Annotated in this window: 20 protein-coding genes and 3 pseudogenes; 14 read left to right on the top strand and 9 right to left on the bottom strand. The window is 61.3% G+C overall.

Features of this window, described 5'->3' with window-relative positions; all coding sequences use genetic code 11:
* Nucleotides 1–152 precede the first annotated feature (152 nt).
* Nucleotides 153–1,130 carry a TerC family protein gene (locus tag L6D81_RS23695; protein ID WP_236182157.1) on the top strand — a complete coding sequence of 326 codons (978 nt, stop codon included), beginning with the start codon at nucleotides 153–155 and terminating at the stop codon, nucleotides 1,128–1,130.
* A gap of 41 nt (nucleotides 1,131–1,171) precedes the next feature.
* Here L6D81_RS23695 and L6D81_RS23690 read toward each other — a convergent pair whose 3' ends face one another.
* Together L6D81_RS23690 and L6D81_RS23685 are read right to left on the bottom strand one after the other, a co-directional pair.
* Entirely contained in the window at nucleotides 1,172–2,272 is a 1,101-nt protein-coding gene (locus L6D81_RS23690) for a polyamine ABC transporter substrate-binding protein (RefSeq protein WP_236182156.1), read from the bottom strand.
* Nucleotides 2,273–2,524: 252 nt separating this feature from the next.
* Nucleotides 2,525–3,931 carry a purine-cytosine permease family protein gene (locus tag L6D81_RS23685; RefSeq protein WP_236182155.1) on the bottom strand — a complete coding sequence of 469 codons (1,407 nt, stop codon included), beginning with the start codon at nucleotides 3,929–3,931 and terminating at the stop codon, nucleotides 2,525–2,527.
* A 325-nt stretch (nucleotides 3,932–4,256) separates the two neighbouring features.
* Here L6D81_RS23685 and L6D81_RS23680 point away from each other — a divergent pair, with 325 nt between their 5' ends.
* Both L6D81_RS23680 and L6D81_RS23675 read left to right on the top strand, forming a co-directional pair.
* Entirely contained in the window at nucleotides 4,257–4,742 is a 486-nt protein-coding gene (locus L6D81_RS23680; protein WP_007950450.1) for a flavin reductase family protein, read from the top strand.
* 67 nt (nucleotides 4,743–4,809) lie between these two features.
* A complete protein-coding gene (locus L6D81_RS23675) occupies nucleotides 4,810–5,853 on the top strand; it encodes an LLM class flavin-dependent oxidoreductase (RefSeq protein ID WP_007950451.1) in 1,044 nt (347 codons plus the stop codon).
* A gap of 74 nt (nucleotides 5,854–5,927) precedes the next feature.
* On the opposite strand, the gene L6D81_RS23670 is transcribed toward L6D81_RS23675, so the two are convergent.
* Entirely contained in the window at nucleotides 5,928–6,374 is a 447-nt protein-coding gene (locus tag L6D81_RS23670) for a winged helix-turn-helix transcriptional regulator (RefSeq protein ID WP_236182154.1), read from the bottom strand.
* A gap of 181 nt (nucleotides 6,375–6,555) precedes the next feature.
* On the opposite strand from L6D81_RS23670, the gene L6D81_RS23665 reads away from it, so the two are divergent.
* The 6 genes and pseudogenes from L6D81_RS23665 to L6D81_RS23640 all read left to right on the top strand — a co-directional run.
* Complete coding sequence (locus L6D81_RS23665; RefSeq protein ID WP_236182153.1) at nucleotides 6,556–7,374, top strand: alpha/beta fold hydrolase; 819 nt, start codon at nucleotides 6,556–6,558, stop codon at nucleotides 7,372–7,374.
* 260 nt (nucleotides 7,375–7,634) lie between these two features.
* Nucleotides 7,635–8,942 carry a flavin-containing monooxygenase gene (locus L6D81_RS23660; protein WP_236182152.1) on the top strand — a complete coding sequence of 436 codons (1,308 nt, stop codon included), beginning with the start codon at nucleotides 7,635–7,637 and terminating at the stop codon, nucleotides 8,940–8,942.
* A 58-nt stretch (nucleotides 8,943–9,000) separates the two neighbouring features.
* On the top strand, nucleotides 9,001–9,417 hold the full coding sequence (locus tag L6D81_RS23655) for a RidA family protein (protein WP_236182151.1): 417 nt from the start codon (nucleotides 9,001–9,003) through the stop codon (nucleotides 9,415–9,417).
* A gap of 27 nt (nucleotides 9,418–9,444) precedes the next feature.
* The gene (locus tag L6D81_RS23650) at nucleotides 9,445–10,122 is read left to right on the top strand and encodes a DUF1028 domain-containing protein (RefSeq protein ID WP_236182150.1); all 678 of its coding nucleotides are present in this window, start codon (nucleotides 9,445–9,447) and stop codon (nucleotides 10,120–10,122) included.
* Nucleotides 10,119–11,267, top strand: coding sequence for an acetylornithine deacetylase (argE, locus tag L6D81_RS23645; RefSeq protein ID WP_236182149.1), 1,149 nt, complete (start codon nucleotides 10,119–10,121; stop codon nucleotides 11,265–11,267). The genes L6D81_RS23650 and argE overlap by 4 nt, the downstream gene beginning before the upstream one ends.
* Nucleotides 11,268–11,490: 223 nt before the next feature.
* A pseudogene (locus tag L6D81_RS23640) lies at nucleotides 11,491–11,690 on the top strand (cytosine permease); the annotation flags it as partial.
* A gap of 62 nt (nucleotides 11,691–11,752) precedes the next feature.
* Here L6D81_RS23640 and L6D81_RS23635 read toward each other — a convergent pair.
* Nucleotides 11,753–12,250, bottom strand: a complete 498-nt coding sequence (locus L6D81_RS23635; RefSeq protein ID WP_236182148.1) for a winged helix-turn-helix transcriptional regulator — start codon at nucleotides 12,248–12,250, stop codon at nucleotides 11,753–11,755.
* Nucleotides 12,251–12,349: 99 nt separating this feature from the next.
* On the opposite strand from L6D81_RS23635, the gene L6D81_RS23630 reads away from it, so the two are divergent.
* Nucleotides 12,350–12,988: a cysteine hydrolase family protein gene (locus L6D81_RS23630; RefSeq protein WP_236182147.1), complete on the top strand. Its 639-nt coding sequence runs from the start codon at nucleotides 12,350–12,352 to the stop codon at nucleotides 12,986–12,988.
* Nucleotides 12,985–14,550 carry an aldehyde dehydrogenase (NADP(+)) gene (locus tag L6D81_RS23625; protein WP_236182146.1) on the top strand — a complete coding sequence of 522 codons (1,566 nt, stop codon included), beginning with the start codon at nucleotides 12,985–12,987 and terminating at the stop codon, nucleotides 14,548–14,550. The genes L6D81_RS23630 and L6D81_RS23625 overlap by 4 nt, the downstream gene beginning before the upstream one ends.
* Before the next feature lie 88 nt (nucleotides 14,551–14,638).
* On the opposite strand, the gene ptrR is transcribed toward L6D81_RS23625, so the two are convergent.
* Nucleotides 14,639–15,520 carry a putrescine utilization regulator PtrR gene (gene ptrR / locus L6D81_RS23620; RefSeq protein ID WP_039767672.1) on the bottom strand — a complete coding sequence of 294 codons (882 nt, stop codon included), beginning with the start codon at nucleotides 15,518–15,520 and terminating at the stop codon, nucleotides 14,639–14,641.
* A gap of 103 nt (nucleotides 15,521–15,623) precedes the next feature.
* On the opposite strand from ptrR, the gene L6D81_RS23615 reads away from it, so the two are divergent.
* Nucleotides 15,624–17,015 carry an aldehyde dehydrogenase family protein gene (locus L6D81_RS23615; RefSeq protein ID WP_236182145.1) on the top strand — a complete coding sequence of 464 codons (1,392 nt, stop codon included), beginning with the start codon at nucleotides 15,624–15,626 and terminating at the stop codon, nucleotides 17,013–17,015.
* A gap of 165 nt (nucleotides 17,016–17,180) precedes the next feature.
* Here L6D81_RS23615 and L6D81_RS23610 read toward each other — a convergent pair whose 3' ends face one another.
* Together L6D81_RS23610 and ydiJ are read right to left on the bottom strand one after the other, a co-directional pair.
* Nucleotides 17,181–18,350: an acetyltransferase domain-containing protein gene (locus tag L6D81_RS23610; RefSeq protein ID WP_236182144.1), complete on the bottom strand. Its 1,170-nt coding sequence runs from the start codon at nucleotides 18,348–18,350 to the stop codon at nucleotides 17,181–17,183.
* Nucleotides 18,351–18,465: 115 nt separating this feature from the next.
* A complete protein-coding gene (ydiJ, locus tag L6D81_RS23605) occupies nucleotides 18,466–21,495 on the bottom strand; it encodes a D-2-hydroxyglutarate dehydrogenase YdiJ (protein WP_236182143.1) in 3,030 nt (1,009 codons plus the stop codon).
* 159 nt (nucleotides 21,496–21,654) lie between these two features.
* On the opposite strand from ydiJ, the gene L6D81_RS23600 reads away from it, so the two are divergent.
* Nucleotides 21,655–22,539 carry a LysR substrate-binding domain-containing protein gene (locus L6D81_RS23600; RefSeq protein ID WP_236182142.1) on the top strand — a complete coding sequence of 295 codons (885 nt, stop codon included), beginning with the start codon at nucleotides 21,655–21,657 and terminating at the stop codon, nucleotides 22,537–22,539.
* On the opposite strand, the pseudogene L6D81_RS29740 reads toward L6D81_RS23600, so the two are convergent.
* A pseudogene (locus L6D81_RS29740) lies at nucleotides 22,537–22,698 on the bottom strand (enolase C-terminal domain-like protein); the annotation flags it as partial. The gene L6D81_RS23600 and the pseudogene L6D81_RS29740 sit on opposite strands and share 3 nt — an antisense overlap.
* Nucleotides 22,699–22,734: 36 nt before the next feature.
* Between L6D81_RS29740 and L6D81_RS23595 the strand changes: the two are divergent.
* Nucleotides 22,735–22,992 (top strand): annotated as a pseudogene (locus L6D81_RS23595) (type 2 periplasmic-binding domain-containing protein); the annotation flags it as partial.
* Between the two features lie 142 nt (nucleotides 22,993–23,134).
* Here the strand turns inward: L6D81_RS23595 and L6D81_RS23590 are convergent.
* On the bottom strand, nucleotides 23,135–23,520 hold a 386-nt coding region (locus tag L6D81_RS23590), incomplete at its 5' end, for a hypothetical protein (RefSeq protein ID WP_236182141.1).

The following is a 23,520-nucleotide window of genomic DNA, read 5'->3' as shown; positions in this document are numbered from 1 at the left end:
AGTCGATCCCGCGCGCCGGAAGAAAACCCGCAAACATCCAACACTTCGTTATTCACGAACAATACCCACGAAATAAACGATTTTTCTTTGTCGGAAGGCTCCTACTAGCATGGCCCCGTCTACCCGAAAAACATAACGACAGGGAGAACGGCATGCACCCCATCAACATCGGCGAACCCTGGATGTGGGTCGCCTTCATCGTTTTTGTCTTCGCCATGCTGGCGATCGATCTGTTCGTACTCGGTGGGCGCAAGGCGCATCGAGTCTCGGTGCGCGAGGCATCCGGCTGGGTGATTGCCTGGTGCACGCTGGCGATGGCTTTCGCCGGATTGCTCTGGTGGTATCTGAACGGCGAATTCGGGCCGGAAATCGCCAAGGTCAAGACCCTGGAATTCCTCACCGGCTACCTGATCGAACAGTCGCTGTCGATCGACAACATGTTCATTTTCGTGATGATCTTCAGCTATTTCGCCGTGCCGCCGGAACTGCAGCGCCGGGTGCTGCTGTACGGCGTACTGGGAGCGATTGTGATGCGCGCGGCGATGATCTTCGCCGGCGTATGGCTGGTGTCGCAGTTCACCTGGCTGCTGTACGTGTTCGGTGTATTCCTGATCATTACCGGGATCAAGATGTTGATGTTCGCCGATCAGCAGCCAGATCTCGAAAGAAATCCGATTGTGCGCTGGGCCCGTGGACATTTACGCATCACCCATAGCTTCCATGGCGAGCGCTTTTTTGTGCGGCAGAACGGTGTGCGCTGGGCCACGCCGATGTTTCTGGTGCTGGTGCTGATCGAGGCCAGTGACTTGATGTTCGCGGTCGACAGCATCCCGGCGATCTTCGCGGTGACTACCGACCCGTTCATCATCTTTACCTCGAACATCTTCGCGATCATGGGCCTGCGGGCGCTGTACTTTTTGCTGGCAGACATGGCCGACCGCTTTCATTTGCTCAAGTACGGTCTGGCGCTGGTGCTAGTGTTCATCGGCGGCAAAATGACGGTGATGCCGTGGTTTCACACGCCGGTGGAGTGGTCGCTGGCGATTGTCGGGGGGCTGATTCTGGCGTCGGTGTTGTTGAGTCTGATCCTGACGAAAGACAAATCGCCTGAAGAGAACCAGGCGAAATAACGGCCGAGGGAGCAAACGCGGTTCGCTCCCTCGCCTTGAACTTATTTATCCGACTTGATGCTGGTCCACACCCGCGTCCGCACCCGCTCCAGCTTCTGCGGCAACGGTTGCACCACGTAAAGTTTCTTCAGTGCTTCGCTGGTCGGCGTCAGGTTCGGGTTGCCGGTGATTTCCTTGTTGATCAGCGGCAGCGAATCCTTGTTGGCATTCGGGTAGCCGAGGAAGTCGCTGATCGACGCGATGACTGTCGGATCGAGCAAGGTGTTGAGGAACTCGTGGGCCTCCTCAACGTTCTTCGCGCTCTTCGGAATCGCGAAAGTATCGAACCAGATCGGCGCACCTTCCTTCGGCAAGCGCCAGTCGACCACCACGCCGTTGCCTGCCTCTTTGGCGCGGTTGCCGAACTGGTAGAAGCTGCCGGAATAACCGATGGCCACGCAGATGTCGCCGTTGGCGATGTCGGTCATGTACTTGGCCGAGTTGAAGTAGGTGACGTAAGGGCGAACCTTGAGCATCAGGTCCTTGGCTTTCTCATAGTCGGCCGGGTTTTGGCTGTTCGGGTCCAGGCCCAGGTAATGCAGGGCCAGAGGCAGGATTTCCGACGGCGAATCGAGCATCGCCACGCCGCAGGATTTCAGCTTTTCCATGTTCTCCGGTTTGAACACCAGGTCCCAACTGTCCACCGGCGCGTTCTCGCCGAGGGCAGCCTTGACCTTGGCCGGGTTGAAGCCGATCAGCACCGTGCCGACCATATAAGGCACGCCGTACTGGTTGCCCGGGTCGTTGGCGTCGAGCAACTTGAGCAGCGCCGGGTCCTGGTGACTCCAGTTAGGCAGCTTGGACTTGTCGAGTTTCTGGAACACGCCGGCCTTGATCTGAGTATCGAGAAACTGGTTCGACGGCACCACCAGGTCATAGCCGGAGTTGCCGGTCAGCAGTTTGGCTTCGAGGGATTCGTTGGTGTCGAAGGTGTCCCAGGTCACTTTGATGTTGCTTTTGGCGGCGAAATCCTTGGGCACCGACGGCAGGATGTAATCCGCCCAGTTGTACACCCGCAGTTCGCGCTGTTCGGCCTGTACGGCGCTGGCCAGCAGCGTCAGCCCGAAAACAGTGGCGCCCAGAATGCGTTTCATCGTGACCATGTTGTGTTTCCCCGAATGCAGCGTGAGTCGATGGTTTTTATGTTCTGTACACGGCAGCGGCTTGCAAATCAGCCAAGGGCAAGGAAGGTGCAGCGTCTTGTTGTGGCTTCGATTCTTGCTGACAGCGTAGCCGCAGCACAGTAGCCGGTTGGCCAAAAGGGGATCGAAACGGCCAATTTGCGTGACCGCCGGGATGCGGAAACAACAATGCCCGACGATGTGCCGGGCATTGTTTGGACAGCCAGCGAACGGTCAGTCGGTAAAACCCAACCGCGTCGCCCTGCTCTGCTGCGCCTGCCCACGGGTCGCCAGGCAGTAATACAGCGGGCATGTCACGATCAGGCCGACCAGCCACGACAGATCCGCACCTTCCACCAGATTGGCGTACGGCCCGACATACAACGATGTGTTGGCGAACGGCAGCTGCACGATGATGCCGATGAAGTAGGCAATGATCGCGTGCAGGTTGAAGCGCCCATAAATGCCGCCGTCGGCACGGAAGATCGAGGCGATGTCATAGCTGCCGCGCTTGATCAGGTAGAAGTCGATCAGGTTGATCGACGCCCATGGCACCAGTACCAGCAGCAACGCCAGAATCAGCCCGATGAACTCGGAAATGAAATCCGCCGACGCCCCCAGCGCCACCACGCAGCAGCCCGCCAGCACCACGCTCGACAAGATCACCCGCACCTTGATGCTCGGCGTCCACTGGCTGGCGAAGGTCTGGATCGAGGTGATGATCGACAGCACCGCGCCATACAGATTCAGGGCGTTGTGGCTGATGATATTGAGCAGGAACAGCACCATCAGAATCGGCCCGAGCCAACCGGTGGACTGCTTGACCGCCGCCATCGCCTCGGTGCCTTCCGGCGTCGCCAGCACCGCCACCGCGCCGAAGGTGAACGACAGAATCGTGCCCAGCGTGGCGCCCAGATATGTCGCGATAAATGGCTTGCCGATACCGATGTCGGCCGGCAGGTAACGAGAGTAGTCAGACACGTACGGCGAAAAGCTGATCTGCCAGATGATCCCCAGCGACACCGTCGCCAGCCATCCCGAAAGATTGAAGCTGCCCCGGGTAAAGAAGTCCGCCGGCAACTCATGGGCAAAGATGTAGATGAACCCGGCCAGCAGCGCGCTGCCCATTACCCAGGTGCCGATGCGGTTCAGCGTGTGGATGAAGTTGTAGCCAATCACGCCAATGGCCGTGGCGCTGAGGGCGCCGATCAGGATGCTCAACGGCGCCGGCACCGAAGGCGCAATGCCGACGATGGATTTGCCGGCCAGCACGATGTTGGAAATGAAGAAACCGATGTAGATGATCGCCGCGAAGAACACGATCAACAGCGCGCCGTAACGCCCGAACTGTCCACGACTCTGCACCATTTGCGGAATGCCCATGCGCGGGCCTTGCGCCGACGCCAGGGCGATCACCACCCCGCCGATCATGTGCCCCAGCGCAATCGCCAGCAACCCCCATAACAGGTCGAGATGAAACACCTGAACCACCATGGCGCCGGTGACGATGGGCAGTGGCGCAATGTTGGTGCTGAACCAAAGCGTGAACAGGTCGCGGGCCTTCCCGTGGCGTTCCGCGAGTGGGACGTAGTCGACCGTGTGATTCTCGATCAACGGATCTTGCCGGGACATCTGGGACATAAAAATGAACTCGATTGGGTCTGTTCTTATCGTTGTATGAAGCCAAACCGGGGGCGCTTCGTGGCCGCTCCTCAGATGGAGACCATATTATGGTATTCCATCTTTTTCACAAGACTGATCCGCTGTTTGCGACGGTGTCTGATCCGGCATCCTCCCTGATAGTCAGCGTTCACGGCTAGAGCAAAGCCCCGTAAATGCTGAGTTTCCGACGGATGAACCACGTTTATCGTTTCACCAAAAAAGCGCTTGCAATCGATGTATTACGGTATACCATCAGACCCATAAACACATAAAAACACGCTTCACCGCACTCGAGGATTGACCAATGATCGATGCTGCCGTCTACAAACAAGTCATGGGCTCGTTCCCGTCCGGCGTCACTGTCATCACCACGCTGGATGACGACGGCCAGATCGTCGGCCTGACCGCCAGCGCCTTCAGCTCGCTGTCGATGGACCCGGCCCTGGTGCTGTTCTGCCCCAACTACAGTTCCGATTCCTACCCTGTCCTGATCAAGAACAAACGCTTTGCCATTCACGTGTTGTCCGGCGGTCAGCAGAGCGAAGCCTATGCCTTCGCCCGCAAAGGCAAGGACAAGGCGCAGGGCATCGAGTGGACGCTAAGCGAACTGGGCAACCCGATCCTGGCCAACGCGACAGCTATCATCGAATGTGAGCTGTGGCGCGAATACGAAGGTGGCGACCACGCGATCATGGTCGGCGCGGTGAAAAACCTCATCGTCCCTCAGCAGGACGCCGGCCCGCTGGTGTATTGCCACGGCAAGATGGGCGCCCTGCCCGCCTTCGCCTGATCCGCACCATTGCACTTAAACAGGCCGGCAAGCGACCGGCCGACCACAAGAGATTCGAGGTAGCGTCATGAAATTTTCCCTGTTCGTACACATGGAACGCTGGGACGAAAGCGTCAGCCACCGTCAACTGTTCGAAGACCTGACCGAACTGACGTTGATGGCCGAGGCCGGTGGTTTCAGCACCGTGTGGATCGGCGAACACCACGCGATGGAATACACCATCTCGCCGAGCCCGATGCCGCTGCTGGCCTACCTCGCGGCCAAGACCACCACGATTCACCTGGGCGCCGGCACCATCATCGCGCCGTTCTGGCATCCGCTGCGGGTCGCCGGTGAGTGCGCGTTGCTCGATGTGATCAGCAACGGCCGGATGGAAGTGGGCCTGGCACGTGGCGCCTATCAGGTGGAATTCGATCGCATGGCCGGCGGCATGCCCGCCTCATCCGGCGGCCAGGCGTTGCGGGAAATGGTCCCGGTGGTCCGCGCCCTGTGGCAAGGCGACTACGCCCACAACGGCGAGATCTGGAAATTCCCCACCTCCACCAGCGTGCCGAAACCGATCCAGAAGCCCAATCCGCCAATGTGGATCGCCGCCCGCGACCCGGACTCGCACAACTTCGCCGTGGCCAACGGCTGCAACGTGATGGTCACGCCGTTGATGAAGGGCGACGAAGAAGTCCTCGACCTGAAGAACAAGTTCCAGACCGCGCTGGACAACAACCCCGACGTGCCGCGCCCGCAACTCATGGTGCTGCGTCATACCCACGTGCACTCGGCGGATGACCCGGAAGGCTGGAAGGTAGGCGCGAAAGCCATCTCACGTTTCTATCGCACGTTCGATGCGTGGTTCGGCAACAAAGAAGTGCCGGTGAACGGCTTCCTCGCCCCGAGCCCGGAAGAGAAGTTTGCCGGGCGGCCGGAGTTTGAGCTGGAGAGCCTGCACAAGACCGCGATGATCGGCACGCCGGAAGAGATCATTCCGCGGATCAAGTATTACCAAGAACTGGGCGTGGATGAGTTCAGTTTCTGGTGTGACAACAGCTTGCCGCATGCGGAGAAGAAGAAGTCGCTAGAGCTGTTTATCAAGCATGTGGTGCCGGCGTTTCGTTAAATACGCCAAGCGACCCTGAATGCAGAGCGCCCTGAACAGAACGTCGGGGCGCTTTTTTTGGTCTGACGCAGGTGTCAGTACGCAGTCGAAGTTGTCGCGATATCTTCCGGCGCCAACTGGCGACCATCGGCCGATAGCAGCTCCAGCTTCCTGATCGGCTTTCGCTTCTGCGCATCGACCATCACCGACCCCGGCTCGCCCGGCTCGAACATGAATTCACCACCCCACTGCGACAACGCAACGATCACGGTTTGCAACGCCCGGCCCTTTTCCGTCAGCACGTACTCCTTGTAGGCGCTGCCGTCGGACGCCGGCACCAGGCGCAGGATGCCCCGCTCCACCAGCCCTTTGAGCCGGGTGCTCAGCATGTTCTTGGCGATGTCCAGGCTCTTCTCGAAATCGCTGAAGCGACTGATGCCTTCCAGCGCGTCGCGAATGATCAGCAACGACCACCAGTCACCGATCAGGTCGAGTGTCCGGGCGATCGGGCAGGCATTGCCCGCAAGGCTTTTGCGCTTCATTTCGGGTGTCTCCGGCAAAACGGCAGGTTCGATTCGGTTGCATCTTACAACCCGTATCGCAAAACCGATAACGCCATGCGCCACGAACTTAGCACCTGCGTACAAGTGGCCAACGCGCTTTGTCGCGATAGTGAACGCTGCCTTCACGGCATTCACGCAGGTCCACACCCAAGGAGTTTTCATGAGCACGTTCAAGACCCAAGACGGCACCGAGATCTATTTCAAGGACTGGGGCAGCGGCAAGCCCGTGTTGTTCAGCCACGGCTGGCCGCTGGACGCCGACATGTGGGAATACCAGATGGAATACCTGAGCAGCCGCGGCTACCGCACCATCGCCTTCGACCGTCGTGGTTTCGGGCGCTCCGAGCAGCCGTGGACCGGCTACGACTACGACACCTTCGCCGATGACATCGCGCAATTGATCGAGCATCTGGACCTGCGTGACGTGACCCTGGTCGGTTTCTCCATGGGCGGTGGCGATGTCAGCCGTTATATTGCGCGCCACGGCAGCGAGCGCGTTGCCGGGCTGGTGCTGCTGGGCGCGGTGACGCCGCTGTTCGGCAAGAAACCGGACTTCGCTGAAGGCGTGGACACCTCGGTGTTCGACGGGATCAAGGCCGGCCTGCTGAAGGATCGCGCGCAGTTCATCGCTGACTTCAACGCCCCGTTCTATGGCACCAATCAGGGCCAGAAGGTCTCTGACGGCGTGCTGACCCAAACCCTGAACATCGCCCTGCTCGCTTCACTCAAAGGCACCGTGGATTGCGTCACCGCCTTCTCGGAAACCGACTTCCGCCCGGACATGGCGAAAATCGATGTGCCGACGCTGGTGATTCACGGCGACGGCGACCAGATCGTGCCGTTCGAAACCACCGGCAAACGCGCCGCCGCGCAGATCAAGGGCGCCGAATTGAAGGTGTATGCCGGTGCCCCCCACGGCTTCGCCGTGACCCATGCGCAGCAATTGAACGAAGACCTGCTGGCGTTCCTCAATCGTTGAGTTGGATGTAAATCAAGCGCCAATTGAAAAGGGCCATCGACACACCTGTCGACGGCCCTTTTTTTCGTTGTCCCGGATTCCGGTGCCAAGGCGAAGCCCCTTGTTTACGGGGCTTTCAGACCTCTGCATCACGTTTTTATCTTCACATGCCAGCTTAATAATATTTTACCGATCCCCCCCCCCTCCCTAGTCTGATCCCAAGCACAGAGAACAGGTCGACAGCGACCTGAATTCAACGGCCTCGTGAGAAGGGATCAGAGATGACCACTGAAATAATAAAAACAGACACGCTTGTTGTCGGCGCCGGTCAAGCGGGGGTGGCCATGAGCGAACACCTGAGCAAACTCGGTGTGCCGCACCTGGTGCTGGAGCGCAGCCGCATTGCCGAACGCTGGCGCACCGGGCGCTGGGATTCGCTGGTGGCCAACGGTCCGGCGTGGCATGACCGGTTTCCGGGGATGGAATTCGATGATGTCGATCCGGACGGTTTCGCCCACAAGGAGCGCGTCGCCGACTACTTCGAAGCCTATGCGAAAAAATTCAACGCGCCGATCCGCACCGGTGTCGATGTGAAAAGCGTGGTGCGCAATGTCGGGCGTCCGGGCTTCACCGTCGAGACCTCCGAGGGCGTGATCGAAGCGGCCCGCGTCGTCGCCGCCACCGGGCCGTTCCAGCGTCCGGTGATCCCGGCGATTGCGCCGAAGGATGAGCGTCTGTTGCAGATTCACTCGGCCGACTATCGCAACCCGCAGCAACTGCCGGCCGGCGCAGTGCTGGTGGTCGGTGCCGGTTCGTCGGGCGTGCAGATCGCCGACGAATTGCAGCGCTCGGGCAAGCAGGTTTACCTCTCGGTCGGCGCCCACGACCGCCCTCCTCGCGCTTACCGCAACCGTGATTTCTGCTGGTGGCTCGGCGTGCTCGGCGAGTGGGACCAGGCCGCGATGAAACCCGGCCGCGAGCACGTGACCATCGCCGTCAGCGGCGCCCACGGTGGCCGCACTATCGACTTCCGTGGTCTGGCCCATCGCGGCATGACCCTGGTTGGCGTCACCGAATCGTTCAGTGACGGCGTGGTGACCTTCAAACAGGATCTGCGCGACAACCTCAAACGTGGCGACGAGAACTACCTCGCGCTGCTGGATGCCGCCGACGCCTACATCGAACGCAACGGCCTCGACCTGCCGTTGGAACCGGAAGCCCGCGCGACGTATCCGGACCCTGAATGCGTGAAGAACCCGCTGGCCAATCTCGATCTGGCCGCCGCCGGCGTCACTTCGATCATCTGGGCCACCGGGTTTGCCGTGGACTATTCCTGGCTGAACGTCGCGGCATTCGACGACAACGGCAAGCCGCAGCACCAGCGCGGTGTGTCCAGCGAAGCGGGTGTGTATTTCCTCGGTCTGCCGTGGCAGTCGCGACGCGGGTCCTCGTTCATCTGGGGCGTGTGGCACGACGCCAGGTACGTGGCCGATCACATCGCCACCCAGCGCAAATACCTGGCCTATCGCGATGCCGAACAACGCGAAGCCGCGCTGCACAACCACGCTGTCGACACCGTCGACGCTTGATTTCCCTCTTCAATACCGGCGCCCATCGCGCCGGGCCCGATTTCGTCAGGAGCCGCACATGAGTCAGCCAACCCACACCCGCATCCGCATGTTCAACACCAAGGACACTTACCCGAACCAGACTCTGGACAACGATCTGTGCCAGGCCGTGCGCGCCGGCAACACCGTGTATGTCCGTGGCCAGGTCGGCACCAGTTTCGACGGTGAACTGGTCGGCCTCGGCGACCCGCGCGCCCAGACGGAACAGGCGATGCGCAACGTCAAGCAACTGCTCGAAGAGGCCGGCAGTGACCTGAGCCACATCGTCAAGACCACCACTTACCTGATCGACCCGCGCTACCGCGAGCCGGTGTATCAGGAAGTCGGCAAATGGCTGAAGGGCGTGTTCCCGATCTCCACCGGGCTGGTGGTGTCGGCCCTGGGTCAGCCACAGTGGCTGATGGAGATTGATGTGGTTGCGGTGATTCCCGAGTAATTCGACCTTAGCGAAAGGAGGCCACACATGACATTTTCCATCGCCGCCCGCTGCCCCGAAACCGGTCAGTTCGGCATCGCCATCAGCTCCTCCAGCATCGCCGTCGGCGCTCGCTGCCCGTGGCTGTTGCCCGGTGTCGGCGCGGTGTCGAGCCAGAACATCACCCTGCCATCGCTCGGCCCGGAAGTGCTCGTTCTGATGGAACAAGGCCTGGCGCCCGAGGCTGCACTGGACAAGGTGCTGACCCGCAATGGCTACAGTCAGTACCGGCAGATCACGGCGATCAACCACCTCGGCCAGACCGCGCATTTCAGCGGCGCGCAAACCCTGGGCGTGCACAACGCCATGTCCGGCGAACAATGCGTGGCGGCCGGCAATATGCTCGCCGGGCGCTCGGTGATCGAAGCCATGGTCAGCGCGTTCGAAGATGGCGAAGGCCAATTGGCCGATCGCCTGATCAAGGCCTTGCACGCCGCCCAGGCCCTGGGCGGTGAAGCAGGTCCGGTGCATTCGGCCGCCGTGGTCGTGGTCGGTGAACTGACCTGGCCCATCGTCAATCTGCGGGTGGACTGGGCCGATGCAGACCCGATCGGCCAACTGCAAAAACTCTGGGACGCCTATCGCCCGCAGCTTCAGAACTACATCGACCGCGCCCTCGATCCGGCCAAGGCGCCGGGTTACGGGGTGGCCGGAGACGACCGATGAGCGACAGCGTCGCGTTGCTCAAGACGCTGGTGGGGTTCGACACCACCAGCCGCGAGTCCAACCTGCAATTGATCGACTTTGTGCGTAGCTACCTCGAAAGTTTCGATGTGCCGTGCGAGCTGATCTACAACGATGAGCGCAGCAAGGCCAACCTGTTCGCCACGATCGGCCCGGCCGATCAACCGGGCATCGTGCTGTCGGGGCACACCGATGTGGTGCCGGTCGATGGCCAGCGGTGGACGCTGCCGCCGTTCGCACTCAGCGAGCGCGACGGCAAGCTTTACGGTCGCGGCACGGCGGACATGAAAGGCTACATCGCCTGCGTGCTCGCGCTGGTGCCGTCATTGATCGAAGCACCTTTGCGCCTGCCGGTGCACATCGCCCTGTCCTACGACGAAGAGGTCGGCTGCCTCGGCGTGCGCTCGTTGCTCAAGGTGCTGGAGCAACGTCCGGTCAAACCGCTGCTGTGCATCATCGGCGAGCCGACCGAGCTCAAACCGGTGCTCGGGCACAAGGGCAAACTGGCCATGCGCTGCGATGTCCAGGGGCACGCCTGTCATTCGGCTTACGCGCCACTTGGGGTCAACGCCATCGAATGCGCCGCCGAGCTGATCGGCGAATTGGGGCGCATCGCTCGACAGCTCAAGGATGAACACCTCGACCCGCGTTTCGACCCGCCGTATTCCACGGTGCAAACCGGCGTAATCAGCGGCGGCAAGGCGTTGAACATCGTCCCCGCCGATTGCCGTTTCGACTTCGAAATCCGCGCCCTGCCCTCGCAGGATCCGGCGGTCGTTGCGCAGCAACTCAAAGCCTACGCCGAGCAGCAAATGCTGCCGCGCATGCGGGCCGTCAGCGAGCAGAGCGCTATCCGTTTCAGCGAATTGTCGGCCTATCCGGGGCTGGCCACCGATGCCCGAAGCCAGGCTGCGCAATTGATCGCCACATTCTGTGGCTCGGACGATTTCGGCACCGTGGCGTTTGGCACCGAGGGCGGATTGTTCGATGCGGTGGGGATTCCCACGGTGGTGTGCGGGCCCGGCAGCATGGACCAGGGTCACAAGCCGGACGAGTTCGTCAGCGCCGATCAGCTCACGGCCTGCGATGCGATGCTGCAACGGATGCTGGCGTCGATTCGCCTCTGAAAAAAACCGGTCTGGTTGCTGGATTCAAGTCCGCAGCCGAGCCGCAACAACACCGACAGACAACTGCACCGATGGATGTCAGCTGCATTGTCGCTGGTAGCACTGAAACACCCGAAACAGAGCACTTTCACCCGACCGGAGAGCCTCGTTTTTTTTTCGCCTGGCGCAACAAACTACTCATTTATCTCTCCCCTTTCCTTGCCCATGATCAGCCCAACAAGAGGTGCTGGTGCTGCCGGTCGTACTGGTGCCGTGGACCGCGATCAACCTGATCGACTTCTACGCCATCCACAAAGGTCAGTGCGACATCGGCTGGAGCTTCCAGGTCGATGCATGAACACGCCGCTGTACGTCGGGCCGGTGTTGGTCTACATCAACGGCGCGGACCTGCGCAAAACTGGCGGGCAGTCTGTAAGCCATCCGTTCTGCGTTGACACATGAAGCCCCTCGAATCCGGGGGGGCGTTCTGTTTTGGATGGAGCCGTCTATTTCGCCTTGAACGCCTCGCGCCGCGCCTGTCGTTCGGCGGCGTACGCCTCTTGCGGCTGGCTGATCAGATCCTCACGTCGCAACACTTCACCGCAGTGATCGCACAGCGGCCCGAGGCCGGCGCTGTGGTTGCAGTGCTTGTGGGTCATGTTCACCGCCAGCCCTTCCTCCGGCGATTTGCACCAGGTTTCGCCCCAGGCGCGTAACGCAATCACCACCGGGTAAAACGCCTCGCCCTTCGCGGTGAGGTGATACTCGTAGCGTTTCGGCCGCTCGTTGTACAAGCGGCGCTCGACCAGCCCGTCCGCTTCCAGGCTTTTCAGACGGGCGGCGACCATCTGCGGCGTACCGCCGGTCTGGGCCAGGATCTCGTCGTAGCGATGGCTGCCCATGAACAATTCGCGCAAAACCAGCACCGACCAGCGGTCGCCGACGATCGCCTCGGCCCGGGAAATCGGGCACAGCGTATCGGGAAGACTATCGTTTACAGCCATCAGGGCTTGCCTCTTTCACAGTTACTATGATTATCATATCAACACGATGCGGGAACAAGCCCTGAGCATCGATCACTCTCATTGCCGGAGTCCATCGTCATGTCGAAACCTCTCTATCCGCTCGACAGAACCGCCTACTTGCTGGTCGATCCGTACAACGATTTTCTCTCGGACGGCGGCAAAATCTTTCCGCTGCTCAAACCGATGGCCGAGCAGAATGGCCTGCTCGACAACCTGCGCAAACTCGATCGCGCCGTACGGGCCCTGCCGATTCCGGTCGTCATCGTACCCCATCACCGCTGGGTCAAAGGCGACTACGAGAACTGGGATCACCCAACCCCGACCCAACAAAAGATCATGCACATGCACCACTTCGCGCGCGGCGAATGGGGCGGTGAATGGCACCCGGATTTCGCACCGAAGGACGGTGACATTGTGGTTCAGGAACACTGGGGCTCCAGCGGTTTCGCCAACACAGATCTGGATTTTCGCCTGAAACAGCAAGGCATCACCCACGTGATCATCGTCGGCCTGCTGGCCAACACCTGCATCGAAGCCACCGCCCGTTACGCATCGGAACTCGGCTACCACGTCACCCTGGTGCGCGATGCGACCGCTGCGTTCAAAGAGGAAATGATGCACGCCGCCCACGAACTCAACGGCCCGACGTTCGCCCATGTCATCACCACCACCGATGAGCTGATCGCCAGCCTCCAGGCGCGTGGTGACGCAAAATGAATCTGACCGGACATCTGCTGATCGGGGCCGCCGACGTCCCCGCCACCGAGGGCACGATGAAGGCGCTGAATCCGGCGACCCACATGCTGATCGAGCCAGAATTCGCCTTAGGTGGCGCAGCCCAGGTCGATCAAGCGGCAACCCTGGCCGACGCAGCATTCGACAGCTACAGCCATACGTCACTGACCGAACGTGCAGCGTTTCTGCAAACCATCGCCGACAACCTCGATGCCGTGCGCGCCGAACTGGCCGCCCGCGCCGCCCTGGAAACCGGTCTGCCTCAGGCGCAACTGGAAGGCGAAGCCGCCAAAGCTGCGACCCAGTTCCGCCAGTTCGCCGAAGTGGTGCGCAAGGGGCGCTTCCTGCAGCTGGCAATCGACCCGGCACAACCTGATCGCCAGCCACGGCCACGGATGGATCATCGCCTGCAGAAAATCGCCATCGGCCCGGTGGCGATCTTCGGTGCGAGCAATTTTCCGATCTCCTATTCGGTGGCTGGCGGTGATACGGCGTCGGCGCTCGCGGCCGGTGCGACGGTGATTCTCAAGGCCCATAACGCGCATCCCGGCGCCTCGGAAATCCAGGCGCGCGCCATCCGTAAAGCGGTGCAGTCGCATGGCTTGCATGAAGGGGTTTTCTCCATGGTGCGCGGTGGCGGCAATGCCATCGGTGAGGCGCTGGTCGATCATCCTTTGATTAAAGCGGTGACCTTCACCGGTTCTGAGGTGGGCGGCATGGCGCTTTATCGCCGCGCTCAATTACGGCCTGATCCGATCCCCGTGTTTACCGAAATGACCAGCGTCAACCCGACCTTCATTTTGCCCGCCGCGCTGGCCGCGCGTGGCAGTGAGATCGGCGATGGCTTTGTCGAGCGAATGCTGGTGAATGTCGGCCAAGCCTGTTTGTGTCCATCGATCCTGATCGCGGTCGAGAGCGAAGGTCTGCAAGCGCTGCGCAGCGCCATGATCAAGCGAGTCAGCGAAGCGCCGGCGCGTACGATGCTGACACCGGGAATACACGGTTCATACGTCAAAGGGCTGGTGGCAATGGAAAGCGTGGGGGCGAATCCGGTGGCGGTTGGCGCGCCAACGGATGGCCAGTTTGCAGGGCGCTCGGCGTTGCTGGAAGTCAGTGGCCAGCACTTTCTCAACGAACCCGCGCTGGCCCATGAAGTGTTCGGCCCTGCTGCATTGCTGGTGACGGTCAATGATGAAGAAGAATTGCTGGCCGTTGCACGTTCGTTCAAGGGCCAACTGAGCGCAGCCATTCACCTTGAAGACCGCGATCTGGATCTGGCTCGACGCCTGCTGCCGATTCTCGAACGCCGCACCGGACGCATCGTGGTGAACGCCTTCGCCCATCCGCAGGAAGTGACCTTCGCCACCGTGCACGGCGGCCCATTCCCGGCGACGTCGGACAGCCGCTTCACCTCGGTTGGCATGACTTCGATCGAGCGCTTTTTGCGGCCGGTGGCGTATCAGGGCTTTCCCGATGCCTTGCTGCCGGAAGTGTTGCGCGACGCCCATCCACTCGACCTGCCCCGCAGCGTCGACGGCCAATGAAAAATGCCCGGTTCGGCAAATCACCGAACCGGGCAAGCCTTTCAAGCAAGGGAGCAGGTCTTCATCGAGAAGACCCGGACCCAAAGCATCAATTCTCTTCTGCACGCACCACACCGCGCTCCTCCAGCAAACGCACAAACATACTCAGACTGCGCGACACCGTGCCCCGTCGCCACACCAGCCACGTCGTCAAATAGCGAAAATCCGCCGCCAGCGGCCAGACACTCACCGTTGCGCAGCCGGGCATGCTCTGCAGCATGCTGCGCGGCATGAGGGCCAGGCCGGCGCCCGCGCTGACGCAGGCGAGCATGCCGTGATAGGACTCCATTTCAAAAATCTTGCCGGGCACCGCAGCGTCGGTGCTGAACCATTTTTCGAAGTGATGGCGATAGGAGCAGTTCGAGCGAAACGCGTAGATGTTTTCGCCATTCACGTCCGCAGCACGCTGGATCGGCCCGTGATGGAGCGGCGAGATGATGACCATTTCTTCTTCGAACGCCGGTATGCCTTCCAGTGCCGGGTGCAAGACCGGGCCGTCGACGAACGCAGCCGCCAGGCGCCCGGACAGCACTCCGTCGATCATCGTCCCGGACGGACCGGTCGACAGGTCCAGATCGACCTTCGGGTGTTGCTGGTTGTAGGTCGCCAGCAATCCGGGAATGCGCACCGCCGCGGTGCTTTCCAGAGACCCCAGCGGGAACGCGCCTTGCGGTTCCTCGCCGGCCACCGTAGCGCGGGCTTCCTGCACCAGATCGAGAATGCGCCGCGCGTACTCGAGAAAACTCCAGCCGGCCGGTGACAGGCGCAGGCGGCTTTTCTCGCGGATGAACAGATCGACACCCAGATCTTCCTCCAACTGCTTGATGCGGGTCGTCAGGTTCGACGGCACGCGATGGATCTGCGCCGCCGCAGCGCTGATGCTGCCGTGCTCGGCAACGGCCTTGAAAATTTCCAGTTGCACCAGATCCACAGTCATTCTCCAATCGTGAAAGAAACACTCTTTATTATTCAGTTTCCAGAAATCAAACGCCACCCTACTCTGAGCGCATCCACTGACCTCGCAGGACGATGCCATGAGCCCGATTTCCAGCCAGACCCACGCCATTTCGATCAACCCCGCCACCGGCGAGCAGATCGGTCACTACGCCTTCGAATCCGCCGAAGTTCTCGACGCTGCACTGACCCGCGCCGCGTTCGGCTTCAACAAGTGGAAGCGCAAGCCGCTGCAGGATCGCTCCCGTGCCCTGACCGCGCTGGCCGGTGCTTTGCGTGACAGCAGCGAAGCCATGGCGACCATGATCACCCTGGAAATGGGCAAGCCGATCACCCAGGCCCGTGGCGAGATCGAGAAATGCGCCAAGCTCTGCGAGTGGTACGCCGAACACGGCCCGGCCATGCTCAACGCAGAAGCGACGCTGGTCGAAGGCGGCAAGGCGCGCATCGAATACCGTCCGCTCGGCCCGATCCTCGCCGTGATGCCGTGGAACTTCCCGATCTGGCAAGTGCTGCGGGGCGCCGTCCCGGCGCTGATCGCCGGCAACACATACGTGCTCAAGCATGCGCCGAATGTGATGGGCAGCGCCTACCTGCTGCGCGACGCCTTCACCCGCGCCGGTTTTGCCGATGGCGTGTTTGAGGTGATCAACGTCACCCCGGAAGGCGTCTCGACCGCCATCGCCGACTCACGCATTGCCGCCGTAACCCTGACCGGCAGCGTCCGCGCCGGCATGGCCATTGGTGCACAGGCCGGTGCCGCGCTGAAGAAATGCGTGCTGGAGCTGGGCGGCTCCGATCCGTTCATCGTGCTCAATGACGCCGATATCGACGAAGCCGTACAAGCCGCCGTGATCGGTCGTTACCAGAACTCAGGGCAAGTCTGCGCCGCCGCCAAGCGCCTGATCATCGAAGAAGGCGTGGTTGAAGAGTTCACCCGCAAATTCGTCGAAGCCACCCGCCAGTTGAAGATGGGCGATCCGTTGTCCGCCGACAACTACATCGGCCCGATGGCCCGTTTCGACCTGCGCGACGAACTCGATCAACAAGTGCGCGACACCCTCGAAGAAGGCGCCACCCTGCTGCTCGGCGGCGGCAAGGCTCAAGGGCCGGGCAACTACTACGAGCCAACCGTATTGGCCGACGTCACCGACCGCATGACCTCGTTCAAGCAGGAACTGTTCGGCCCGGTGGCCTCGATCATCACCGCCCGCGACTGCGCCCACGCCGTAGCGCTGGCCAATGACAGCGAGTTCGGTCTGACCGCTACGATCTACACCGCCAACATCGCCCTGGCCCAGCAACTGACCAGCGAACTGGAAACCGGTGGCGTGTTCATCAACGGTTACTCCGCCAGCGACCCGCGCGTGACCTTCGGCGGGGTGAAGAAAAGCGGTTTCGGCCGCGAGTTGTCGCACTTCGGCGTGCGCGAATTCTGCAATGCGCAGACGGTGTGGCTGGATCGCCGCTGATCCCATAGCCAAAAACCATGTGGGAGCGAGCCTACTCGCGATGACACCTTCACAATCAACATTGCTGTTGAATGTCAGGCCGCCATCGCGAGCAAGCTCGCCCCCACAGGTTGTGTGTCAGTCCTGAAAATCCGTGCCCGCGATGGCAAAACGGGCTGAGCCGCTTTACAGATATTTCAACCAGGTAATGTCGCGGCGCCGGGCCTTCAATTCCGAGAACCAGCGCACGGTCGGGAACAGCGCGACCGCCAGCACCATTGCCGCCAGCCACACCGCCGTCACCGATGAAAAACCGAAATGCGTGCCCTGATTGAGCCCGAACAGCGCCACGCCAATCAGGTACAGCACCTTCAGCGCATACAGGTGCAGCAAATAGAAAAACATCGGCGCCGACCCGAATACGGTCAGCCAGCGAATCCAGCGTCGATCCTGCGCGCGCTCGAACACCAGCAACAGCAGCAGTCCAACACTCACCGTCAACGTGATGAACAACAGCGACGGCGGGTATTTGGTGATGTTGAAAAAGCTCATCAGGGTTTGCACACCGCTGTCACCGAAGGCCCAGGTTTTCTCGCCGTAACCGTTGACCATCCGCAGTGCTACAAAGCCAAGCAGGCCGGCGACGCCACCGACCCACAAGCGGCGCTGGCGCACGCCTGCATCGGCTGCGCGAGCGAACCACGGCCCCAACGCGTAACCCAGACCGATCACGCCGATCCACGGCAGCAACGGGTAGGAGGTACGCAGACGCAAGCTCTCGCCCGCCTCGATCCAGCCGCGGTCATGCAAGATCGCCCACGGTATGTGCAGCGCCGACTCGGCTGCGAAGTGCAGTCCGTCGAGCAGGTTGTGCCCGGCGATGATCGCCAGGCTCAGCGTCAACAGCAGCCCGCGTGGCAGCCAGACCAGCAGCGACAGCGCGATCATGCTCAAGCCGATCGCCCAGATCACTTGCAGGTAGATCACGGTCGGTGGCAGCTGGAATGTCCAGGCGAAATTCACCAGGGTGAATTCAAGCGCCACCAGAAACAAACCGCGCTTGAACAGGAAGGCACTGACGTCAGCCTTGCCGTCATACTTCTCGCCGAACAGCCACGCCGACAAGCCGGTCAGCAGCACGAACACCGGCGCGCACAAGTGCGCAAGGGTGCGGCTGAAGAACAGCGCCGGCTCCGTGCTGGCGATGTCCATCGGGTCAGTGACCTGACGATGCAACAGGAAGGTTTCGCGCACGTGGTCCAGCAACATGAACAAAATGACCAGGCCACGCAGCGCATCAATAGACAGCAACCGGCCAGTCGCCGAGGGGGCAGAACGGGGAACCGCAATCGTCATGGAAGTATCGCAATCGAAAGGTTGATCGATGCAGCCGCCCGAAAGCGGCCGTAAAATTTGCGTTACTTTATAACACGAAAAACCGATCCAATCGCTAGCGCTTCTCAAACAGCGATCACGCGGTACGCAGGATTTCCAGCACGACCTGCAACGGATGGCGCAATTGTCGATCGGCCTGGCGCTTGACCTGACTGCGACAGGAGTACCCGGTCGCCAGCGCCTCGCCCTTCTCCACCGGCGCCTCGATCTGCTTCGCCCAGGATTGCTCAAAGATCACCGCCGACGTTTCGCGATTGCGCGCTTCGTGTCCGTAAGTGCCGGACATGCCGCAGCAACCGGTGGCCTGGGTCGCCAGCTTCAGGCCGACACGTTCGAACACCTGCTCCCATTGCCGGGTGGCGGCCGGGGCGTTGGTTTTTTCGGTGCAGTGCGCCAGCAGGCGGAAGGGTTCGGCGCGGCGTTGATCGTTCTGCTCCGGCATGACCTTGAGCAGCCACTCCTGCACCAGCGCCACCTCCGGGCATTTTTCCATCCCCGGGACTTTCAGATATTCCTGGCGATAGACCAGGGTCATGGCCGGGTCGAGCCCCACCAACGGCACACCGATCTCGGCCAGCGCGCGCAATTGCCCGGCATTGCGCAACGCCGCACGATTGAACGCCGAGAGGAAACCCTGCACATGCAGCGGCTTGCCGTTGGCGCTGAACGGCGCCAGGTAGACCTGATAGCCGAGACGCGAAATCAGTTCGATCAGATCCGCCAGCAGCGGCGCCTCGAAGTATCGGGTGAAGGCATCCTGCACCAGCACCACACTGCGCTCACGCTGGGCGGCAGTCAGCGCCGACAACACCTCGACCGACGCCGGTTGAACCTGCCAGCGACGCATGGCCGCATGGAAGTCGAAACGGCTGAGCAACGGCACATCGACCATGCCGCCAAGACGCTCGAGCAAGTGCCGGCTGAACGAGGCACCCATCAAACCGTTATAGAGAAACGGAATCCGCGCCATGTACGGAATCGTGTACTCCAGCGAAGCAATCAGATAATCCCGTGCCGGCCGCAGATAACGGGTGTGATACAGCTCGAGAAACCGCGAGCGGAAGTCCGGCACGTTGACCTTTACCGGGCACTGCCCCGCGCAGGACTTGCACGCCAGGCAGCCGGCCATGGCGTCGTACACCTCGCGGGAGAAGTCTTGTTCCTGCGCACGACTGTTGCGCCAGCGCTGCAGCAGCGTGCTGAAAAACGGCGGACGGCGGCTGGCATCGGCCAACACATCGACCCCCGCCTCGCCCTGCAACCGCAGCCATTCGCGAATCAGCGAAGCGCGGCCCTTGGGCGATTGCGCACGCTGGCGGGTGGCTTTCCACGATGGGCACATGGCGTCGTCGGGATCGAAGTTGTAGCAGGCGCCGTTGCCGTTGCAGTGCATCGCTGCGCCGTAGTCCTGCCAGACTTTCTCGTCGATCTGCCGATCGAGTTCGCCGCGCAGGGTCACTTCATCGATCTTCAGCAAGGCCGCGCCGGGAATATCCGGCGTGGCGATCTTGCCGGGGTTGAACTGGTTGAACGGATCGAACGCCGCCTTCAAGGCTTGCAACGCCGGGTACAAATCACCGAAGAAGGCCGGTGCGTATTCCGAGCGCAGCCCCTTGCCATGTTCGCCCCACAGCAGGCCGCCGTAACGCTGGGTCAGCGCGGCGACGCCGTCCGAAACGGGACGCACCAGTGCGGCTTGTTGCGGATCCTTCATGTCGAGAATCGGCCGCACGTGCAGCACGCCCGCATCGACGTGGCCGAACATGCCGTACTGCAATTGGTGGCTGTCGAGCAGGTCGCGCAACTCGGCGATGTACTCGGCCAGGTGTTGGGGCGGCACGGCGGTGTCTTCGACGAACGGCTGCGGCCGTGCTTCACCGGCGACGTTGCCGAGCAGGCCCACCGCGCGTTTGCGCATGCCGTAGACACGATTCACCGCCGCATGCCCGACGGCCAGCGTATGCCCCAGGCGCTCGACCGTGGCGTCGTTGCCCAAGTGCTGGACGAAGGCCTCGACCCGGCGTTGCAGCTCCTCGGGATCGTCGCCGCAGAACTCCACCAGGTTGATCCCCAGCGTCGGTCGCTCGGCGCTTTCCGGAAAGTACTCGGCGACGCCATGCCAGACGATGTCCTGCATCGCCAGCAACAGCACTTTGGAGTCGACGGTTTCAATCGACAGCGGCTTGAGCGCCATCAACGCCCGGGCATCGCGCAAGGCATCCATGAAGCCGGCGTAGCGAATGTTGACCAGCATCGTGTGCTTGGGGATCGGCAATACGTTGAGTTTGGCCTCGACCACAAACCCCAGCGAACCCTCGGCGCCGCACAGCACGCTGTTGAGGTTGAAACGGTTGTCGGCCTCGCGCAGGTGCGCCAGGTCGTAGCCGGTCAGGCAGCGGTTGAGGTCGGGGAAGGTTTCCCGGATCAGCTCGCCCTGCTCATCGATGATCTGCCGCGCGCAGCGATACACCTCGCCGGCCCGCCCCTCACGGGCGCATTCCGCTGCCAGCTCGCTTTCTTCCAAGGGACGGCCGTGCAAGCGCTCGCCACCGCGCAGGACCATGTGCAGTTCCAGCACATGGTCGCGGGTCTTGCCGTAGGTGCAACTGCCCTGGCCGCTGGCGTCGGTGTTGATCATGCCGCCGACGGTGGCGCGGTTCGAGGTCGACAGTTCCGGGGCGAAAAACAACCCGGCGGATTTCAGCGCAGCGTTCAGTTGATCCTTCACCACACCAGCCTGCACGCGCACCCAACGCTGTTCAACGTTGATTTCGAGGATGCGGTTCATGTGCCGTGACAGGTCGACGACGATACCGTCAGTCAACGACTGGCCGTTGGTGCCGGTGCCACCACCGCGAGGGGTGATCACCACTTTCTGGTACGCCGGTTCGGCGATCAGGCGTGCCAGCAGCGCCACGTCGTCGGCATCACGCGGGAATACCGCCGCTCGCGGCAAGCGCTGATAGATCGAGTTGTCGGTGGCCAGCACCACGCGACTGGCGTAGTCGGCACTGATTTCACCGCGAAAACCGCCCGTTTCAAGGGCTTTGAGAAACTGCTGGTAATCGGTGTTCAACGCGGTGGAAGGCGACAGCTGGGCAATCATCGGAAGTGCAATCTCGGTCAAAAACGGGCCGTGTGGCGGTGAACAGTTGTGCGCAAGGAATGATTGCGTCACGCTCCCGCCCTCTCATAGGCCTTATGTTCATTGCAGAGCGATGTCGGGACAACCGTAAAATCGACCCGCAATCCATGACTAAAACGAATGAATCCGCGAACCCTTACCCCCTCGATGTCGTTGCTGCTGGCGTTTGAAGCCGCCGCGCGCCATGAAAGCTACACCCGCGCCGCCCACGAACTGTCGCTGACCCAGAGTGCGGTCAGCCGTCAGGTGCAGATCCTGGAAAAGATGCTCGGCATGCGCCTGTTCAGCCGCGAAGGCCGACGGGTGATCCTTACCGACGTCGGGCGCATGTATCAGCGCGAACTGTCCGAAGCCCTCGGCCAGATCCGCAGCGCGACGTTGCAGGCCATGGCGTTTGGCTCGGGGATTCACAGCTTGCGCCTGGCGACCCTGCCGACCTTCGGCTCGAAATGGTTGTTGCCGCGCCTGAAGGATTTCTACACCGCGCACCCAGGCATGACGGTGCACCTGCATTCACGCATCGAGACCATCGACTTCGACACCAGCGAAATCGACGCGGCGATTTGCGTCGGTGGCGGGGACTGGCCGGGGCTGACCGCCCACCGTTTGCACACCGAAGAACTGGTGGTGATCGCCAGCACGCAGCTGTCCGATGCCGAACGCCGTGCGGCCGACCAGGACATCGCCGGGCAACTGCTGCTCAACGTCAGCAGCAACGCTCAGGCCTGGTCTGAATGGTTCAGCCATCACGCCCTGCCCCATCGCAGCATGCGCATCGGCCCGAGTTTCGAGATGACCTCGCACTTGATCCAGGCCGTGCGCGCCAATATCGGCATCGGGCTGGTGCCAAGGATTCTGGTCGAAGATGAATTGCACAACGGCGAGCTGTTGCAACTCGGCGAACCGATCAGCAGCCGACGCAGCTATTACCTGGTGTACCCGGCGCGCAACGAATCCTTGCCATCGCTGAAGGCGTTTCGTGACTGGTTGATGCGCACGCTCTGAAACAGCAGAGGGCGCCGTCTGGTTGATGCCCAGGTGCGAACTGGAATGCATCGATACGCCGAGACCGAAGGTGTCGCACATTTTCGCCAGGGTCTGGGTGTCGCACAGACCGCCCCAGCAATGGTGATCGGCGAGGACAATCTGCACGCTGTTCAGCGCCTCGCCCCAGTTGTCCGGTTTGTACGGAGAATCGACGTGCTGCGCGCCCGGCGCATCGATCCGGGCATCGTCAGCACGCCGTTGCTGGAGCCGGTCAACGCGGGCATGGGCCTGGCTTTGGTGCCGCGTTGCGCGACCAGCGTGGTGTCCAGGAATGTGGTGTTTCGCGAGATCGATCTGGGCGAGGGTTTGCAGAGCGAGCTGCATCTGATCTGGCGGGAGAACAACGACAACCCGGCGTTTGCGATGTTGCCGGAGAGCATTCGCCGGGCGGTGAAGGATGGATGGGGTTAGTAGCGGGCTTGCGGTGACGGGGGGTACTTCAGCGGTGGGGGTGCCTTTGGGCCCGTGATCAATGGTTTCTCCAACAGCTTCCCGTCGGGCCCTACGAAAAGTCGCTCCAGATGTTCTGGCATTGGTTGCGGTGCTCTGGCGGTCATGATGAACCCTCTGATGCCGGGCTGAATTCAACCCATTTAACCTTCGCGGAATCTATCAGCAAAAATTCGGCGCCAATAGGATCCAATCTGACCTCTTCGTTGAGCCAGCGTGGAAACCTCATCAAAAACTGCCCGGTGTTCGACTCCGGTGGCCACTCGACTGGCCAGCCTAGAACGCGCCTTTCATCCTCCAGATGAAGGGTGATGAATCGGTCATATTGAGCGAAAGCGCAGAACCACTCACTGGGATAGGAAGATTGTTTCGTTACGTTTCTACTGCGCAACCACCTATGCAATTTGCCATTGTTTGCCAGACAACAAGCCATCAACCCCAGCAGCAACGAAGCAGAAAAGGCCCAACAGGCTTCAGCCTTCGCATCCC

This window comes from Pseudomonas sputi, from assembly GCF_021603585.1.
In the GTDB taxonomy this organism is placed as follows: Bacteria; Pseudomonadota; Gammaproteobacteria; order Pseudomonadales; family Pseudomonadaceae; genus Aquipseudomonas; species Aquipseudomonas sputi.
The sequence above is the reverse complement of the archived record's forward strand: the minus strand, read 5'-3'. Positions and strand labels throughout refer to the sequence as shown.

What these genes read in the sequence shown, in the direction of transcription:
- L6D81_RS23625 (WP_236182146.1), top strand. Translation starts at nt 12,985, where the DNA reads ATGAATCTGACCGGACATCTGCTGATCGGGGCCGCCGACGTCCCCGCC.
- L6D81_RS23670 (WP_236182154.1), bottom strand. Translation starts at nt 6,374, where the DNA reads ATGAAGCGCAAAAGCCTTGCGGGCAATGCCTGCCCGATCGCCCGGACA.
- L6D81_RS23665 (WP_236182153.1), top strand. Translation starts at nt 6,556, where the DNA reads ATGAGCACGTTCAAGACCCAAGACGGCACCGAGATCTATTTCAAGGAC.
- L6D81_RS23610 (WP_236182144.1), bottom strand. Translation starts at nt 18,350, where the DNA reads ATGACGATTGCGGTTCCCCGTTCTGCCCCCTCGGCGACTGGCCGGTTG.
- L6D81_RS23630 (WP_236182147.1), top strand. Translation starts at nt 12,350, where the DNA reads ATGTCGAAACCTCTCTATCCGCTCGACAGAACCGCCTACTTGCTGGTC.
- L6D81_RS23675 (WP_007950451.1), top strand. Translation starts at nt 4,810, where the DNA reads ATGAAATTTTCCCTGTTCGTACACATGGAACGCTGGGACGAAAGCGTC.
- L6D81_RS23655 (WP_236182151.1), top strand. Translation starts at nt 9,001, where the DNA reads ATGAGTCAGCCAACCCACACCCGCATCCGCATGTTCAACACCAAGGAC.
- L6D81_RS23685 (WP_236182155.1), bottom strand. Translation starts at nt 3,931, where the DNA reads ATGTCCCAGATGTCCCGGCAAGATCCGTTGATCGAGAATCACACGGTC.
- L6D81_RS23690 (WP_236182156.1), bottom strand. Translation starts at nt 2,272, where the DNA reads ATGGTCACGATGAAACGCATTCTGGGCGCCACTGTTTTCGGGCTGACG.
- L6D81_RS23695 (WP_236182157.1), top strand. Translation starts at nt 153, where the DNA reads ATGCACCCCATCAACATCGGCGAACCCTGGATGTGGGTCGCCTTCATC.
- L6D81_RS23680 (WP_007950450.1), top strand. Translation starts at nt 4,257, where the DNA reads ATGATCGATGCTGCCGTCTACAAACAAGTCATGGGCTCGTTCCCGTCC.
- argE (WP_236182149.1), top strand. Translation starts at nt 10,119, where the DNA reads ATGAGCGACAGCGTCGCGTTGCTCAAGACGCTGGTGGGGTTCGACACC.
- L6D81_RS23635 (WP_236182148.1), bottom strand. Translation starts at nt 12,250, where the DNA reads ATGGCTGTAAACGATAGTCTTCCCGATACGCTGTGCCCGATTTCCCGG.
- L6D81_RS23615 (WP_236182145.1), top strand. Translation starts at nt 15,624, where the DNA reads ATGAGCCCGATTTCCAGCCAGACCCACGCCATTTCGATCAACCCCGCC.
- L6D81_RS23650 (WP_236182150.1), top strand. Translation starts at nt 9,445, where the DNA reads ATGACATTTTCCATCGCCGCCCGCTGCCCCGAAACCGGTCAGTTCGGC.
- L6D81_RS23600 (WP_236182142.1), top strand. Translation starts at nt 21,655, where the DNA reads ATGAATCCGCGAACCCTTACCCCCTCGATGTCGTTGCTGCTGGCGTTT.
- L6D81_RS23660 (WP_236182152.1), top strand. Translation starts at nt 7,635, where the DNA reads ATGACCACTGAAATAATAAAAACAGACACGCTTGTTGTCGGCGCCGGT.
- ydiJ (WP_236182143.1), bottom strand. Translation starts at nt 21,495, where the DNA reads ATGATTGCCCAGCTGTCGCCTTCCACCGCGTTGAACACCGATTACCAG.